Genomic DNA, 15,495 nt, shown 5'->3' with positions numbered 1-15,495 from the left:
TTCCCGTGAGGGGGAGCAATGTGGTCTAGACCATAAATCCGCCGGTGACCGCGGTCAATGATTCACTGACCTACTGCTGCGTCGAGCCCAGGTGGAACAGCCGATCGGCCTAATACGAACGGCGCACCGGCTCAGTCCAGGGTGAAGGGGTCGTACTTGATTCGCGCCAGATCCGTGCCAGCGGCGAGCAGTTTCGCGATCGTCGCCCGGATCATCGACGGCGACCCGGCGACGTACACGTCGCGGTCCTTCCAGGCGCCGCGCTGGGTGACCGCCGTGGCCAGCGTGCCGCGGTCGCCGCCGGCGATGGTGCCTTCCTCGGTCACCGGGGTCACCGTCAGCCAAGGGCAGGTGACGGTCAGCCCGCGGAGCTCGTCGAGGGCGTAGAGGTCTTCCGGTCGGCGGCCGCCGAAGAACAGGTGCACCGGAGGGTTGTTCTTCCAGCGCGACATGTCGTCGAGCAGGGCGAGCAGCGGCGCGACGCCGGTGCCGCCGCCGATCATCAGCAGCGGACGGCTTTCCGTGTGGTGCACCGAAAGCGCGCCGAGCGACGGGCCGAGCCGCCAGACGTCGCCGGACCGGGTGTGGTGGACGATCGCGCGGGAGACCCAGCCGCCGCGCACGGCGTGCACGTGGAACTCGATCGTCCCGTCGTCGTGCGGCGCGGTGGCGGGCGAGAAGTACCGCCACATCCGCGGCCGCTGCGGGACTTCGACGCTGACGTAACCACCGGCCCGGTACGGGAGCGGCTGCTCGGTGCGCACCTTGATCACGGCGACGTCGCGGGTGACGAGACGGTGCTCGACGACGGTCGCCTTCCACCACGCGGGCCCGATCTCCTTGCCCGCGGCCTCGCGCATGTTCTTCGAGATGACGCCGTACGCGGTGACCCAGGCGTCTTCCAGCTCCGGCGTCCAGCCGTCCTTCAGGAACCTTTTGAGCGCGGCGATCAGCGCGACACCGACGGCGTCGTAATGACGGCCGAGGACATCGAACTTGCGGTGGTCCCGGCCGAGTTGCCCGAGGAACGTGGCCAGTTCGTCGGGCCGGTCCACCATCTGGACGACGTAGACGAGTGCGCGCAGCAAACGATTTCGCTGCGTGGCCATGTTGATCGGGAACAACGCCCTGGCGTCCGGCGAAACGGAGAAGAGTACGCCGTAGAAGTACTGGGACAACTCCTCGGCCTTCGTTTCGACGGCGGCGAAACTCTCCCTGATGAGCTTGGCCATCTCGACGGTCTTGTCCGCCGACGGCGTTTCGATCAGGGGCGGGACGGGAATCGGTGAAGATCTCGACGGACTCGGTGGATGCTCGTATTTCACGGTTTCGGCAGTCATGGGTGAACGATTTTCTCCAGTTGGATCGGGCATATTCTCCAGACCCGATGTCATCGTGCTCGTGTTCCCCCGCGGGTTCCCGACTGTATGCCCGAACGTCGCGAAAGGATCCAAGAATGGTTGTTTCCCGCTCGAACGGAGCAAACGATATACGCGCCGTCAACCCCGTCTGGCACTAAGTAAAGGTGATCAAGCAGGCCGGATTTCCCTTGCTCACCAGTGGTTTTCGCCACGCCTGGGCGAAAGCGTGATCCGCCGATCGGGTGGGTTTTTCTCCGTGATTACGGGGTCACGTAACGGTATGCGGCCGGTGACTGATCACCATTGCGGAATCGAATTGCTAGTCGATGGTGAACGGGTCGTACGCGATCTGGTCCAGCGCGCTGCCCGCGACCAGCATCCGGGACACCGTCGCGCGGATCATCGCGGGCGAACCGGCGACGAGGATCCGGTGACCCGGCCAGGATCCTTGCTGGGTAACGGCTTCCGCGAGCGTGCCCTGCACACAGCCGGGTGCCTCTTCACCGCGTTCGACCACCGGGGTCACGGTGAGCCACGGGTTGGTGGCCGCGAGGGCGCGCAACTCGTCGAGGTCGTAAAGGTCCTCACGCGACGGTCCGCCGTAGAACAACTGGACCTTCGGGTTCTCGCCCCACTGCGCGAGGTCGTCCAGGATGGCGCGCAACGGCGCGACGCCGGTGCCACCGGCGATCATCAGGACGTCGCGGCCGTCGGTCCGGTCGACCGAAAGCCTGCCGAGCGGCGGCCCCAGCCGCCAGACGTCGCCGGGCTGGGTGTGGCTGACGATGGCGCGCGACACCCATCCGCCGTCGACGGCGCGCACGTGGAACTCGATGCCGCCGTCCTCGCGCGGCGCGTTCGCCGGCGACAGGTAGCGCCAGAGCCGTGGCCGCTGCGGTACTTCGACGCTCATGTACTGACCGGGCTGGTACGGCACCGGGAATTCCGGCTGGACGCGGACCAGGGCGAGATCCCAGGTGAGCCGCCGGTGTTCGAGCACGGTGGCCGACCACGACGCCGGGTTGACGTCGGCCGCGGCGGCCTCCTGCATCGCGCGGGCGACGATGGTGAAGGCCTCCGCCCAGGCCCGTTCGACCTCGGGTGTCCAGTCCGGACCGAGGTGGTTCTTGAGCGAGGCGAGCAGCGCGGTGCCGACGGCCTCGTAATGCCGCGGGATGACGCCGAACTTGCGGTGGTCGCGGCCGAGCTGGGTCAGGAAGGGCACCAGGTCGTCGGGCCGGTCGACCATCTGCACGATGTGGACCAGCGCGCGGACCAGCCTGCCGCGCTGGACCTCCATGTTGATGGGGAAGAAGTCGCGGGTCGCCGGCGCGAGGGTGAACAGCATCCCGTAGAAGAACTGGGAGATCTCCGGGATGAAGGGCTCCGACTTCGCCCAGGTGTCCCGGATGAGCCGCACCATCGCGGTCACCGCGGGCGGGGCTTCGCGCGGCGCCGAAGACCGCGGGACCGGGCTGACCGCGTCGGCCGTCACGGGCTGGGAGTCGCTGATCGGGTAGCGCATGCCGGAAGACGGTTCCCCAGGTTCACGTACGAGGGACCACTGGAGAAGAATTCACGGATCATTCACCTCTCCGGTCAGTGGCTGTCGGGCCGGTCGGCTCATTCCGGCTCGTTCGCGAGACTAGCTGCCGAGAGCCCTTTTGCCCGCATCGTTGCTCCGGACGGGTGTACTCGAAACCGGTCGGCAGTGGGCGATCTCACGAGGTAAATAGTTGTCTTACGCAAGTGTCGCCGAATAAAGTTGTACTGTACAAGTAGCCAGGAGGGACCGATGAGCTCCGCCGACGACGCCAGAGTCGAACTGATGCGTGAGTTGAAGGCCGCCTCCCAGCTGCAGCACGCCTGGATAATGCAGGCCTGGCAGGACGACCCCGGCCTGCACCCGGCGGCGGCGATGCTGCTGTCGGATCTGGCGAAGCACGGCGAGGCGCGCCCTTCCGAATTGGCCAAACGACGCTTTGTGGACCTTTCGGTCATCAGCCGTCAAATCTCCCAGCTGTCCGCGGCGGGCATGGTGGACCGCCGTCCGGCGCCCGAGGACGGCCGCGCGTCGATCATCAGCGTCTCCGAGCGCGGGCGCGCGGAACTGGGCCGCAGGCGGGCCGGGTACCTGGAGTTCATGGAGCGCGCGCTCGGTGACTGGGACGACGAAAAGGTCCTCGAGCTGACCACGCGCCTGGCCGAGATGAACGCCGACGTCCGCGCCGCCCTGTCCGTGCGGACCTGCGACGTTTGACGGCGGCCGTTCCTACCCGCCGGTCTTGACTGAACGGACCTTTCGTAGCGCCGTGACGCCGGTAGCGTCGTATCGGTGCGTAACCGGGTCGCGTTGCTGGTCGCCTTGGGAATCGACAACTTCGGCTCGGGACTTTTCCTTCCGCTCGGGCTGGTCTTCGTCATCCGTGTGGTGGGTCTGCCCCTCGCCCAGGCGGGGACCGCGGTCACTCTCGGTGCGTTCGCCGGTCTGCTCGTCCCGGCCATCGCGGGTCGCCTCGTCGACCTGATCGGCCCGCGGACGGTGATGATCTGCTCCCACGTCCTGCAGGCCGCCGGAGCGAGCGCCTTCCTGCTGGCCGACGGGTTCGCCGGTGTCGTCGGCGCGACCGTCATGCTCGCGGCCGGGCAGCAGTTGTTCTACAGCTCGCAGTTCTCGCTCATCGCCGACGTCGCGGGCGAAGGGCCGAAGGACCGCCCGTTCGCCGAAGCCGCGATGGTGCGCTCCGCCGGCTTCGGGCTGGGCGGGCTCGCGGCGGCCGGGCTTCTGGTGTGGATCGGGCGCGAGGGGCTGTACGTCGCCGTGATGGTCGACGTCGCGACCTTCGTCATCGCCGCGGCCATCCTTTCGACGCTCGTCACCCCCGCCCCGAGGCACCCACGGCGCTGCTCGGGGCCCGCGCGGGTCTGGCGGAACCGCCCGTACCTGGCGCTCATCGTCTTCAGTGGCCTCTTCGCGCTCACGATGGACTTCTTCCTCATCGGGATGCCGGTGTACGTCTTCAACGCCTTGCACGGCCCCCGGTGGCTGCCCGGCGCGATCATCGCGCTGCTCACCGTCGTCACCAGTCTGGGTGGAGTCGTCGGATTGCGGCTCACCCGGAAGCTGACCCGGATCGCCGCCATGCGCGCGGGCTCGGCGTTGTTCGCGGTGTGGTGCCTGGCGTGCCTCGCGGTGGTGTTCGTGCCGAAGGTATTCCAGCCGGTTTACCTGCTCGGGGCGACCCTCGTGCTGGCCGCGGGCGATCTCGCGTTCGGCCCGCGCTCCGGGGCGCTGGCCGAAGCCGCGGCGCCGCCGGAGGCGCGAGGCCGGTACCTGGCGGCCTTCCAGTACGCGTTCACGCTCGCCGCGGTGATCGCTCCGGCCGTCGTGGCGCTGTTCTCCGTGGCAGTCTGGATCCCGTGGGTGCTCGTGGCCGCGTGCGCCTGTACTGCCGTGGTCGGCCTCGGCCGGGTGGGCCCGCGTCTGCCCGCGGAGGCCGTCTCCCCGACCGGGGGCTGAAACTTTTCAAGGTTGAGCGGAACAGACTCAACTTTGCTGACGTTGTACCTGTCGACAAGCTTTTGCACGACCTAGTACGAGGTGAGGGATGGACGCTTTCAACCCGACCACGAAGACCCAGCAGGCGATCTCGTCGGCGGCGCAGGCGGCCACGATGGCGGGCAACCCGCACGTGGCGGCCGCGCACCTGCTCGGCGCCCTGCTGGCGCAGGGTGAGGGGCTCACCGCACCGCTGCTGACCGCGGTCGGGGCCGATCCGGCGCAGGTGCACAAGGAGCTGGAGCCGCTGATCGCGGCGCTGCCGTCGGCGACGGGCGCCACCGTGTCGAGCCCGCAGTTCGACACGAACGCGGTCAAGGCGCTGACGCACGCCCAGAAGCTGGCGACCGAACTCGGCGACGAGTACGTCTCGACGGAGCATCTCCTCGTCGGCCTCGCCACCGAAGGCGGGCCGGTGGCCGAGCTGCTCAAGCGGCATGGCGCCACCCCCGACGCGCTGCGCGAGGCGTTCGCCAAGGTGCGCGGCTCCGCGCGGATCACCAGCGCGGATCCCGAAAGCACGTTCAAGGCGCTGGAGAAGTACGGCGTCGACCTGACCGAGCGCGCCCGCGCCGGCGAGCTGGACCCGGTGATCGGCCGCGACACCGAGATCCGCCGCGTGGTGCAGGTGCTCTCGCGCCGCACCAAGAACAACCCGGTGCTCATCGGTGAACCCGGCGTCGGCAAGACGGCCATCGTCGAAGGGCTCGCCCAGCGCATCGTCGCCGGTGACGTGCCGGAGTCGCTGCGCGGCAAGCGCGTGGTGGCGCTCGACCTCGGCTCGATGGTCGCGGGCGCCAAGTTCCGCGGTGAGTTCGAGGAGCGGCTGAAGGCCGTGCTCAAGGAGATCACCGACTCCGCGGGCGAGGTCGTCACCTTCATCGACGAGCTGCACACCATCGTCGGCGCCGGCGCGACCGGCGAGGGCGCGATGGACGCCGGCAACATGATCAAGCCGATGCTCGCCCGCGGCGAGCTGCGGATGGTCGGCGCGACCACGCTCGACGAGTACCGCCAGCACATCGAGAAGGACGCCGCGCTGGAGCGGCGCTTCCAGCAGGTGCTGGTCGGCGAACCGTCCACTGAGGACACCATCGGCATCCTGCGCGGGCTCAAGGAGCGGTACGAGGTGCACCACGGTGTGCGCATCACCGACGCCGCGCTGGTCGCCGCCGCGACCCTGTCCGACCGCTACATCACCGCCCGGTTCCTGCCGGACAAGGCGATCGACCTGGTCGACGAGGCCGCGTCGAAGCTCCGCATGGAGATCGACTCGCGGCCGGTCGAGATCGACGAGGTCGAGCGCGCCGTGCGGCGGATGGAGATCGAGGAGATGGCGCTGTCCAAAGAGGACGACGCCGCCTCCAAGGAACGCCTTGCCGCGCTGCGCTCGGAGCTGGCCGAGAAGCGGGAGACGCTGACGGCGCTGACCGCACGCTGGCAGAACGAAAAGGGCTCGATCGAACGCGTCCGCGAACTTCAGGAGCAGCTGGAGCAGCTGCGCGGCGAGTCCGAACGCGCCGAACGCGACGGTGACCTCGGCAAGGCCGCCGAACTCCGCTACGGCCGGATTCCCGCGCTGGAGAAGGAGTTCGAGGCCGCGACCGCGGCCAGCGAGGTCAGCCAGCAGAACGTCATGCTCAAGGAAGAGGTCGGCGCGGACGACGTCGCCGACGTGGTCAGCGCGTGGACCGGCATCCCGGCCGGGCGGCTGCTGGAAGGCGAGACGGGCAAGCTGCTCCGCATGGAGGAGGAGCTCGGCAAGCGGGTCGTCGGGCAGAAGGAGGCCGTGCAGGTCGTCTCGGACGCGGTGCGCCGCACCCGGGCGGGCGTCGCCGACCCCGACCGGCCGACCGGTTCGTTCCTGTTCCTCGGCCCGACCGGTGTCGGCAAGACCGAGCTGGCGAAGGCGCTGGCCGAGTTCCTGTTCGACGACGAGCGCGCGATGCTGCGGATCGACATGAGCGAGTACGCCGAGAAGCATTCGGTGGCGCGCCTGGTCGGGGCGCCTCCGGGCTACGTCGGCTACGACCAGGGCGGCCAGCTGACCGAGTCGGTGCGCAGGCGGCCGTATTCGGTGGTGCTGCTGGACGAGGTCGAGAAGGCGCACCCGGACGTGTTCGACGTGCTGCTTCAGGTGCTCGACGACGGGCGCCTCACCGACGGCCAGGGCCGCACGGTCGACTTCCGCAACACGATCCTGGTGCTGACGTCGAACCTCGGTTCGCAGGCCATCGCCGACCCGTCGCTCGACGAGCGTCAGCGCAACGACGCGGTGATGTCGGTGGTGCAGCGGCAGTTCAAACCGGAGTTCCTGAACCGGCTGGACGACATCGTGGTCTTCCACGCGCTGGGCACCGACGAGCTGACGTCCATTGTGGACATTCAGATCGAGCGGCTCGCCACGCGGTTGTCGCGGCGCCGCCTGATGCTGGAGGTCACCGACGGGGCCCGCGAGTGGCTCGCGCTGAACGGCTTCGACCCGATCTACGGCGCGCGGCCGCTGCGGCGGCTGGTGCAGTCGGCGATCGGCGACAAGCTGGCGAAACAGCTGCTGGCCGGTGAGATCCGGGACGGCGACACGGTGCGGGTGGACATCCCGGCCCAGGAGGCGTCGGAGGCGCTGACGGTCACGCGGGTGGACTGAGTCCTCGTGAGGGGACCGGAATCACCAGGGCCGGCCGCGGCCGACGTTGCGAAAGTGGCTTTCGCAACGCGGCGGGGCGCGTCGCCCAGCAGGACCCCGCAGTACATGAAGGCCCCCTTCTTTGCGCCAGGCGCAAAGAAGGGGGCCTTCATGTACTCGGGTGAGCAAGGACGGATGGACGACACGCCGCGGTCAGGGTTCCAGCCGCGAGTCGTCCGCCCGATCACGCGAGTCGTCCGTTCCCGCACGCGTGTCGTCCGTCCGGTCACGCGTGCGGGGAGGAGCGGACCGTTCCCAGCGTTGGCGACACAGCGATTTGTCGACCTTTCACCGCGTCTTTCGTGGTCTTTTCCGGGCGCGGCACCGAAAGGGGTGGCGCGACACGGCGCCCGGCGGTCACATCCGGTGAGGGCAGGGGGATACCCTGACCGGCGTGGGTATTCCGGCGTGGATCTGGTTCGTCATCGCCGCCGTCGCCTTGGTGGCGGGGCTGGCGCTGCTCGCGGCCGACCGGGCGAAGGAGGGCTCGCGCAATCGCGAGCGCATGCGCTGGGCCGAGCTGCGCGGCTGGCAGTTCGTCGAAGAGGACGAACGGTTGCCGCGGCAGTGGTCCAACGGCGCGATCGGGTACTTCGGTGCCCAGCTGGCGGTCAACGTCGTCGCCGGGTCGACCTTCACCTCCGACGGGCGGCGTCCCGTCTTCATCTTCGACATCGAGACCGAGGGCCAGATCCCGGCGGTCGTGGTCGCCGTGCGGTGCAACCGCGTGCACGAGGTGCCGCTGGAGATGTGGCTGTCCAGCGTGCCGTTCCAGCGCCAGGACATGCCCGAGATGCTCGGCCCGATCGGTCAGCGCTACGCCTTCGCGGACGACTCCGAGGGTGCCCGCAAGGTGATCACGCAGGATCTCGTCGACGCGGCGGACTCGCTCGGCGGCGACGTCGGCGTGGCGTGGCTGGAGAACGAGTGGGTGCTCGCGAGCGTCGCCCCGAACGCCGGGCCGTCGCGGCTCGAGCGGCTGCTGCGCGACCTCGGCGAGATCGCCGACATCGTGGACCCGTTCGACGAGGAGTACGACAACGCCTCGACCCCTGGCCGCCACTGGCAGGCCGAGGCCGCCGACGACATCGAGCCCGGAAATTAGTCAGCCTGGCCTTTGAGGGTGGCGGTGGGGCGGGGTCCGGGCTAAGCCGGTTCGAGCTCCAGCGGGAGCGCCCCGGCGAGGAAACCGGTGTGCGCCGGCTGGCCGAGCAGGGTCAGGTCGAGCGTCTCGGACTGCGTCAGATGCCCTGCCTGTGCGGGATCGGCGGTCGGCAGGACCCCGCGCACGGTGGACGTCGAGGTGCCGCGGACGGACGCGACGTCACCGATACCGAGGTCGCCGCTGATCGTGTGCGAACCCGATCCGGTGAATCCGGCGCCGTGCTGCGCCAGATTCACGTCCTGATCGGTGGTGACCAGCCCGGTCGACGGGCCGATGGTGCCGCCGAGGGCGTGCTCCTGGCCGTAACCCGCGCCCGAGCCGACGCCGAGCGGCAGGACCCCGCTGAACCGGCCGTTGCCGTGCTGCGCCGAAGTCGACCCGACGGCGGCGAAATCGCCGACGTCGACCGCGTGCCCGGACGACCGCCCGGCCTCCAGCACGCCGCCGAGGTCACCGGAGAAACCGCCATCGAGCCGAAGAGCCCGGTCGAGCGTGCCGCCGGTGTGCTGTTCGGACTCGTTGATGACGCCGACCCCGGGCAGCGGGCGAACGGCGTGATAGGTCCCCTCGGCCACGCGAAGGGCGCGGCTGTCCTCGGACACGAGGGTCGGGACGCCGGTGCGCGGGTCGAGCGCGACCTCGGTCAGGCGTGCACCGGTCCGTTCGAGCTCGGTCTCGTTCCCGGCGACGACGCTGCCGTAGCGGTCGACCTTCACCGCTTCCCGCTGGCCCTGCTTGACGGCCTCGGACGTCTTCGCCGCGGCGAGCGCGCCGACCTTGTCCGGACCGGCCGTGACCCGGTCGCGGGTCTCGATGGTCTCGCTCACCGAGCGGCGGATGTCCGCGATGGCCTTCGCGTCGCCGACGTCCTTGCTGAAGACGTTCCGTTCGGTGTTGGTCAAGAAGCCGCGAAAGACGGTCGTGTCGTCTTCGCTGGTGAAGCCGACTCCGCGATCCAGGCTGCCTTCGCGCTGGTGATCGAGAGGAAGCGGGATCGACGGATCGGTCTGGGTGGCGAGCGCGGTGGCCGGGCCGGCGAACAACAGCGCCAGCGGCGCCGCGCCGACCGCGACTTTGGGCAGGTAGCTCGGCTTTCGCCTGCTGTGCTTCCCCATGGGGGCGGACGATACTTCCCGACTCCGGCGGTTGCACGTCAAATCCCCACGGTGGGTGACCCCCACGCCTGTCCCAGCCGAGCGTCTTCCCCGGACCCGACCGAGGAGTAGGTTCCCGATATGACACAGACCGCCCTGATCACCGGCGCCACCGCCGGCATCGGCGCGCAGTTCGCGCGCAGGCTCGCCGACGAGGGCTACGACCTCGTGCTCGTCGCCCGCGACGTCGACCGGCTGGAGGGCTTCGCCGCGGAACTGGTCGAGGCGCACGGCGTCGACGTCGTGGTTCTGCCCGCCGATCTGTCCGAAGTGGACGGACGGGCACTTGTCGAGGACCGCCTGGCCGAAGCGCCGGTGGACCTGCTGGTGAACAACGCGGGCTTCGGGCTCAACGGCGATTTCTGGACCATCCCGCCGGACGCGCTGCAGCGTCAGCTGGACGTCAACGTCACCGCCGTCCTGCGGCTGACCCGCGTGGCGCTGCCGGGGATGATCGACCGCGGCGAGGGCGCGATCATCAACGTCAGCTCGGTCGCCGGGTTCTTCAGCGGCCGCGGTTCGACGTACACGGCTAGCAAGAACTGGGTCACCTCGTTCACCGAGGGCATCGCCGCCTCGCTGCCGGACGGCGTCCGCATGATGGCGCTCTGCCCCGGGTTCACCAGCACCGAGTTCCACGAGCGGGCCGGACTGGACAAGCCGGGCCCGAAGGCGTTCTGGCTCGGCGTCGAACAGGTCGTGGACGAGGCGCTCGCGGATCTGCGCCGCGGCAAAGTGATCTCGGTGCCCAGCCTGCAGTACAAGGTGCTCGTCGCGGTCGGCGGGCTGCTGCCGAGGGCGGTGCTGCGCAAGCTCGGCGGCGGTTTCGGCGGCAAGGGCCGCACCTGATCGTCGTCGGCGGTTTCGACGTTGCGAAAGCCACTTTCGCAACGTTGAAGGTTGCCAAAGTGGCTTTCGCGACCTGCTGCCTTGCCTCGACACGACAGTGCCCGATTGGGCCGCCTACCGGGCGCCGCCTAATCGTCGTCGGCGGTTTCGATCGACCGAACGCCGTCGGTCGCGGCGAGCACGGTGGGCGCGGCGGCGTGATCGGGCCCGGTGAGGTCGAGCGACACCGTCACCTCACCGTCGCGGTCGTCGGTGATCCGCAGGGACGTGATCGACCATCGGCGGCTCGTGCACAGCGCCAGCAGGTCGCGCAGGACACCCTGCCCGTCCACGTAACTCACGCGGAGCCTGGTCGTGCCCGTGCCGCCGGGCAGGTGCCCGGTCAGCCAGGTGAAACCGAGCACCACCACGAAATGCAGCGCCGTCACCACGACCGCCAGCAGCAGCAGACCGGCGCCCGCCGCCATGCCGATGGCCGCGGTCTCCCAGACGGCGGCGGCCGTGGTGAGCCCGTGGATCGCGCCCTGCCTGGTGATGATCAGCCCGGCGCCGAGGAACCCGACACCGGAGACGATCTGCGCCGCGATCCGGGACGGGTCCAGGACGATCTGCCCGCTCGTGAGGATGTCGCCGAAACCGTACTTACTGACCAAAAGGATCAACGCGGACGCGGTGCCCACGATGGTCTGGGTCCGCAGTCCGGCGCTCTTGCCCCTGAGCTGCCGTTCCAGCCCGATCGCCGCCGAAAGCGCGAACGCCGTCGTCAGCTCACCGATCTGGAGCCAGCCCTGTCCGTTCGAGACCATCACCCCACAGTGCCATCGGCCTGACGACGGTTCGAGCCCGTGCCGGGCGGGTACGCGTGGATCATGAAGTCATCACGTGTTGTCATCGCGGGAGTGCTGGCGCTGACCGCGTGTTCCACCGAACCGGCGCCCGCCCCGGCGGCACCGGGGCCGGTCGCGGCCCAGCCGGTGAAGGCGATCCAAACGGCGGCAGGCGCATTGCCCGACGGGCGGGTGTTCGACGTGGAGCCCACGGCCGACGGGTGGGAGATCAAGGTCGCGTCACACGGGCAGGAACACAAGGTGCGCGTGAGCCCGGACGGCGGCCAGGTCCTCGGCCAGCAGCAGACCGCGAAGCCGAGCGACGACTTGGCGAAGGTCGGACAGGCGGCCGTCGACGCGGTCAAGGCGCTCCAGGCCGCGCAGCAACGTCAGCCGGGCGAACTCGACGAGCTGGAGGTCGACTACGCCGCCGACGGCACCCTCGTCTGGGAGGTCGGGCTCCGCGACGGCAAGGGGATCGAGCACGACCTCGACGTCGATGCCAGGACCGGCGCGGTCAGGTAGGGCCCGCCCTACCGGAGAGACGGACGCTCGCCCCAGGGTGCTTCCGACCTGGGATTCCTAGTGTTTTCCCCATGAACACTGGGTGGAACGGTGACGCGGTCCGGCTCGACGGCGTCCGCAAGGAATACGGCAAGGGCGTCGTCGCCCTGGACGGGGTGACGCTGGCGTTCCCGCGCGGCGGTTTCACCGCGGTGATGGGCCCGTCGGGGTCGGGCAAGAGCACCTTCCTGCACTGCGCGGCCGGGCTGGACCGGCCGACGTCGGGGTCCGTCGTGCTCGACGGGCAGGAGCTGGCCGGGATGAGCGAGACGAAGCTGACGAAGCTGCGCCGCGACCGGGTCGGCTTCATCTTCCAGGCCTTCAACCTGCTCCCGGCGCTGACCGTCGAGCAGAACGTCACGCTCCCGCAGCAGCTCGCCGGCGCCAAGCCGGATCGCCGCGTGGTCGAGGAGATGCTGGCCCGCGTCGGGCTTTCCGGCCGTCGCAAGCACCTGCCCGGCGAACTTTCCGGCGGGCAGGCGCAGCGCGTCGCGATCGCGCGGGCGCTGGTCACCAGGCCCGCGGTGGTCTTCGCCGACGAGCCGACCGGCGCGCTCGACACCCGTACCGCCGCCGAGGTCCTGGCGCTGCTGCGCGAATCGGTCCGCAGCACCGGCCAGACGGTGATCATGGTGACCCACGACCCGATGGCCGCCTCCTACGCCGACCGCGTCATCTTCCTCGCCGACGGCCGGATCGCGGACGAACTGCACGCGCCGACCGCGGACGTCGTCGCCGAACGCATGACCCACCTCGGTGCCTGGGGCGGCTCGGTCAGGGCGGGTGCGTGATGCTGCGACTCGCCTTCCGGACCTTGCGGCTGCGCAAGGGCGGCTTCATCGGCACCTTCATCGCCGTCTTCTTCGGCGCGCTGATCGTCGCTTCCTGCGGTGGCCTGATGGAGACGGGGATCCGCAGCAACGCGGAGCCGCAGCGGCTCGCGGCCGCGCCGATCCTCGTCACCGGCGGCCAGACCTTCGCGCTGCCCAAGGAGGATCCGGCCTCCCTCGAAGCCGACGACAAGCGCAAGTTCGAGGACGCGCGGCTCCCCGAACGCGTCCGGCTCGACAACGGGCTGGTCTCCCGGCTGAGGTCCGTTCCCGGCGTCTCGAACGTCGTCGGTGAAGTGAGCTTCCCGCTCGCGGCGGGCGGGAAGCCCGGCCTCGGGCACGCTTGGGACTCCGCCGTCCTGACCCCGTACTCGCTGGCCGCGGGCGCCGCGCCCGCCGCGGGCGAGGTGGTCGTCGAATCCACGTCGGGAGCCAAGCCCGGTGACGTCGTCGAGGTCGCCGCGCGCGGCAAGACCGAAACGTTCCGCGTCGCGGGTGTGGCCGGTGCGCCGCGTTCGATCACGCAGGCCGCCGTGTTCTTCTCCGCCGCCGACGCCGCCCGGCTCTCCGGACACCCCGGCAAGGCCGACGTCATCGGTGTCTTCACCACGCCGGGCGCGGACGTCGAAGCGGTGCGGGCGAAGGTCGCCGAGGTCGCTACCGGGGCGAACGTCCTGACCGGTATCGACCGCGGTGTCGCGGAATTCCCCGAAGCCGATTCGAGCGGCGCCAACCTGATCGTCATCGCCGCGGTGTCCGGCGGGCTCTCGGTGATGGTCGCGATGTTCGTCGTCGCCAGCACGCTGAGCCTGTCCACCCAGCAGCGTTCGCGGGAACTCGCGTTGATGCGGGCGATCGGGACGACCCCGCGCCAGCTGCGGCGCATGGTGCTCGGCGAAGCGCTGGCCGTCGGCCTGCTCGCCACCGCGCTCGCCGCGGTACTGGGCCCGTTCCTCGGCGAATGGTTGTTCGGGCAGCTCGTCGAGAACGGTGTGGTGCCCGCGGTGCTGCGGTTCTACCAGGGCTGGTTGCCCGCCGTCGTCGGCGCGGGGGCCGCGATGCTCGCGGTGTTCATCGCCGCCTTCTTCGCGGGCCGCCGCGCCGGGAAGATCCGGCCGACCGAGGCGCTCGCCGAAGCCGCGGTGACCCGCCGCTGGCTGACCCCGACGCGCGTCATCGTCGCCGCGCTCTGCTTCGGCGGCGGCACCGCGCTGGCCATCGTGACCGTCGCGGTGATGACCGGCCCGATCGCGGCCAGCACCGCCGGACCCGCGGTGATCCTCTGGGCGCTCGGCGTCGCGATGATCACCCCCGGCGTCGCGAAGGTGATGACGGCGATCCTGCAGTGGCCGATGCGCCTGCTCGGCGGGATCGACGCCCGGCTCGCGGTGCTCAACACCCGGGCGGGCATCGTCCGGGCGGCGGGCGCGGTCACCCCGATCATGCTCGCCGTCGGGATCGCGACCGCGAACATCTACCTGCAGACCACCCAGCAGGAGCTGGCGAACCAGGCCTTCACCGAAGACGTCCGCGCCGACGCCGTGATCGCCTCCGCGGCCGGCGGGCTGTCCCCGGACCTCGTCCAGCGGATCCAGGCCGTGCCCGGTGTCGCCGGAGCGTCCGAGTACGTCACCAGCAGCGTGTTCCTCGAAAACCCGTACGACTCCTCCGACGAGGGGCGACCGGCGGTCGGCCTCACGGCCTCCGGGGCGGGCGCGACGACCGACACCAAGGTGGTCCAGGGCGACCTGAAGGCGCTGACCGGCATGACCGTCGCGCTCCCCGAGGTCTTCGCGAAGGACTTCGGCCGCGGCGTCGGCGACACCGTGGGCCTGCGGCTCGGGGACGGCACGCCGGTCGACGTCGAGGTCGTCGCGGTGACCGGCCAGCGCCCCGGTTTCGAGAGCCTGCTGCTCCCGGCCGGTCTCCTCGCGCCGCACACCACCGCCGGGCTCGCCCCGCAGATGCTGGTCCGCGCCGCTCCGGACGTCGACCCGGCGGCGCTCACCGACCGGCTTCGCGAGGCGACGGCCGGGCTGCCGGTGTCCGTCGGCGACCGGGCGGCGCTCGTCGCGGCGCACGACAAGGACCAGGCCGTCGGCGCGTGGGTGAACTACCTGCTGGTCGGGATGATCATCGCGTACACGGTGATTTCGGTCGCGAACACGCTCGTGATGGCGACCGTCCGGCGGCGCCGGGAGTTCGGCCTCCAGCGGCTCACCGGCTCGACCAGGGCGCAGGTGCTGCGGATGGCCGGGTACGAAGGCGGGCTCGTCGCCCTGGTCGGGATCGTGCTCGGCACCATCGTCGCGGCCGGCTCGATCGTCCCGTTCTGCCTGGTGGCGGCCGATTCCCTGCTGCCGATGGGCTCCCCGCTGATCTATCTGACCATCATCGGGCTGGCCGCGGCGCTCGCGTTGGCGGCGACCCTGGTCCCGGCCTGGGCGGCGACCCGCGGCCAGGCCGTCGACGCGGCGACGGCCGGCAATGACTAGAGCTA

12 protein-coding genes are annotated in these 15,495 nt (G+C 70.1%); 8 read left to right on the top strand and 4 right to left on the bottom strand.

Going from position 1 to position 15,495, the window contains the following annotated elements; translation table 11 throughout:
• Positions 1–131: 131 nt before the first annotated feature.
• Together ACZ1DY_RS43430 and ACZ1DY_RS43425 are read right to left on the bottom strand one after the other, a co-directional pair.
• The gene (locus ACZ1DY_RS43430; RefSeq protein ID WP_465485793.1) at positions 132–1,232 is read right to left on the bottom strand and encodes an FAD-binding oxidoreductase; all 1,101 of its coding nucleotides are present in this window, start codon (positions 1,230–1,232) and stop codon (positions 132–134) included.
• 448 nt (positions 1,233–1,680) lie between these two features.
• Positions 1,681–2,784: a globin domain-containing protein gene (locus ACZ1DY_RS43425; RefSeq protein WP_225950779.1), complete on the bottom strand. Its 1,104-nt coding sequence runs from the start codon at positions 2,782–2,784 to the stop codon at positions 1,681–1,683.
• A gap of 372 nt (positions 2,785–3,156) precedes the next feature.
• Between ACZ1DY_RS43425 and ACZ1DY_RS43420 the strand changes: the two genes are divergently transcribed.
• The 4 genes from ACZ1DY_RS43420 to ACZ1DY_RS43405 all read left to right on the top strand — a co-directional run bounded on the left by ACZ1DY_RS43420 (position 3,157) and on the right by ACZ1DY_RS43405 (position 8,711).
• Positions 3,157–3,621 (top strand): MarR family winged helix-turn-helix transcriptional regulator, encoded by a 465-nt coding sequence (locus ACZ1DY_RS43420; protein WP_126736118.1) that lies wholly within the window; start codon positions 3,157–3,159, stop codon positions 3,619–3,621.
• Between the two features lie 75 nt (positions 3,622–3,696).
• Complete coding sequence (locus ACZ1DY_RS43415; RefSeq protein WP_126736117.1) at positions 3,697–4,881, top strand: MFS transporter; 1,185 nt, start codon at positions 3,697–3,699, stop codon at positions 4,879–4,881.
• Positions 4,882–4,969: 88 nt separating this feature from the next.
• Positions 4,970–7,567: an ATP-dependent chaperone ClpB gene (gene clpB, locus ACZ1DY_RS43410; RefSeq protein WP_465483143.1), complete on the top strand. Its 2,598-nt coding sequence runs from the start codon at positions 4,970–4,972 to the stop codon at positions 7,565–7,567.
• 433 nt (positions 7,568–8,000) lie between these two features.
• Positions 8,001–8,711 carry a type III secretion system chaperone family protein gene (locus ACZ1DY_RS43405; RefSeq protein ID WP_126736115.1) on the top strand — a complete coding sequence of 237 codons (711 nt, stop codon included), beginning with the start codon at positions 8,001–8,003 and terminating at the stop codon, positions 8,709–8,711.
• Between the two features lie 41 nt (positions 8,712–8,752).
• Here the strand turns inward: ACZ1DY_RS43405 and ACZ1DY_RS43400 are convergent, their stop codons facing one another.
• Positions 8,753–9,886, bottom strand: coding sequence for a hypothetical protein (locus tag ACZ1DY_RS43400; RefSeq protein ID WP_465483142.1), 1,134 nt, complete (start codon positions 9,884–9,886; stop codon positions 8,753–8,755).
• 120 nt (positions 9,887–10,006) lie between these two features.
• Between ACZ1DY_RS43400 and ACZ1DY_RS43395 the strand changes: the two genes are divergently transcribed.
• Positions 10,007–10,774 carry an SDR family NAD(P)-dependent oxidoreductase gene (locus tag ACZ1DY_RS43395; protein WP_465483141.1) on the top strand — a complete coding sequence of 256 codons (768 nt, stop codon included), beginning with the start codon at positions 10,007–10,009 and terminating at the stop codon, positions 10,772–10,774.
• A gap of 128 nt (positions 10,775–10,902) precedes the next feature.
• On the opposite strand, the gene ACZ1DY_RS43390 is transcribed toward ACZ1DY_RS43395, so the two are convergent.
• A complete protein-coding gene (locus ACZ1DY_RS43390) occupies positions 10,903–11,583 on the bottom strand; it encodes an MgtC/SapB family protein (protein ID WP_126736112.1) in 681 nt (226 codons plus the stop codon).
• Between the two features lie 60 nt (positions 11,584–11,643).
• Here ACZ1DY_RS43390 and ACZ1DY_RS43385 point away from each other — a divergent pair, with 60 nt between their 5' ends.
• From ACZ1DY_RS43385 to ACZ1DY_RS43375, 3 genes are all read left to right on the top strand, one after another.
• Complete coding sequence (locus tag ACZ1DY_RS43385) at positions 11,644–12,126, top strand: PepSY domain-containing protein (RefSeq protein WP_465483140.1); 483 nt, start codon at positions 11,644–11,646, stop codon at positions 12,124–12,126.
• 71 nt (positions 12,127–12,197) lie between these two features.
• A complete protein-coding gene (locus tag ACZ1DY_RS43380; RefSeq protein ID WP_465483139.1) occupies positions 12,198–12,956 on the top strand; it encodes an ABC transporter ATP-binding protein in 759 nt (252 codons plus the stop codon).
• Positions 12,956–15,490: an FtsX-like permease family protein gene (locus tag ACZ1DY_RS43375; RefSeq protein WP_465483138.1), complete on the top strand. Its 2,535-nt coding sequence runs from the start codon at positions 12,956–12,958 to the stop codon at positions 15,488–15,490. The genes ACZ1DY_RS43380 and ACZ1DY_RS43375 overlap by 1 nt, the downstream gene beginning before the upstream one ends.
• Positions 15,491–15,495: the final 5 nt, after the last annotated feature.

The sequence above is a fragment of the Amycolatopsis sp. PSD-21 genome (assembly GCF_055561455.1).
This window is presented reverse-complemented; position numbering and strand designations above follow the sequence as displayed.

Coding starts and splice junctions, on each gene's coding strand:
- ACZ1DY_RS43430 (WP_465485793.1), bottom strand. CDS start 1,232: ATGGCCAAGCTCATCAGGGAGAGTTTCGCCGCCGTCGAAACGAAGGCC.
- ACZ1DY_RS43425 (WP_225950779.1), bottom strand. CDS start 2,784: ATGGTGCGGCTCATCCGGGACACCTGGGCGAAGTCGGAGCCCTTCATC.
- ACZ1DY_RS43420 (WP_126736118.1), top strand. CDS start 3,157: ATGAGCTCCGCCGACGACGCCAGAGTCGAACTGATGCGTGAGTTGAAG.
- clpB (WP_465483143.1), top strand. CDS start 4,970: ATGGACGCTTTCAACCCGACCACGAAGACCCAGCAGGCGATCTCGTCG.
- ACZ1DY_RS43400 (WP_465483142.1), bottom strand. CDS start 9,886: ATGGGGAAGCACAGCAGGCGAAAGCCGAGCTACCTGCCCAAAGTCGCG.
- ACZ1DY_RS43395 (WP_465483141.1), top strand. CDS start 10,007: ATGACACAGACCGCCCTGATCACCGGCGCCACCGCCGGCATCGGCGCG.
- ACZ1DY_RS43385 (WP_465483140.1), top strand. CDS start 11,644: ATGAAGTCATCACGTGTTGTCATCGCGGGAGTGCTGGCGCTGACCGCG.
- ACZ1DY_RS43380 (WP_465483139.1), top strand. CDS start 12,198: ATGAACACTGGGTGGAACGGTGACGCGGTCCGGCTCGACGGCGTCCGC.
- ACZ1DY_RS43375 (WP_465483138.1), top strand. CDS start 12,956: ATGCTGCGACTCGCCTTCCGGACCTTGCGGCTGCGCAAGGGCGGCTTC.